The following is a 334-nucleotide window of genomic DNA, read 5'->3' as shown; positions in this document are numbered from 1 at the left end:
CGGGCACTACATCAGCGTCGTCGGCTACCGCGACAACGGTGCGACCGTGACGATCGCCGACTCGGCCAACCCCGACCAGGCCTCCTACCGGATGAACGTCGACAACCTGGCCGACTGGATCGCCACCCGCGGCTACACCGCCTGACCGACGACAACACCAGCACTACAAGCGACACAAGCGACAAGGGCCGGCCCCGACAAGGGGCCGGCCCTTCCGTCATGCCCGGGGCTGGCCCTTGCCGTCATGCCGTTGTCGGGCGTGAGGCGCAGCGGCCCCTCGCGTCCGAGTCGGCACCAGCACCGGGGGCGAGGCGGCGGCCCAGCCGGCCGAGTC

At 71.3% G+C, this 334-nt stretch carries 1 pseudogene; it reads left to right on the top strand.

The features are described from left to right. Positions 1 to 145 (top strand): annotated as a pseudogene (locus AB0883_RS17885) (phytochelatin synthase); the annotation flags it as partial. Between the last annotated feature and the right edge of the window lie 189 nt (positions 146 to 334).

It is taken from the genome of Micromonospora sp. NPDC047812 (assembly GCF_040704175.1).
Taxonomy (GTDB): Bacteria; Actinomycetota; Actinomycetes; order Mycobacteriales; family Micromonosporaceae; genus Micromonospora.
This window is presented reverse-complemented; position numbering and strand designations above follow the sequence as displayed.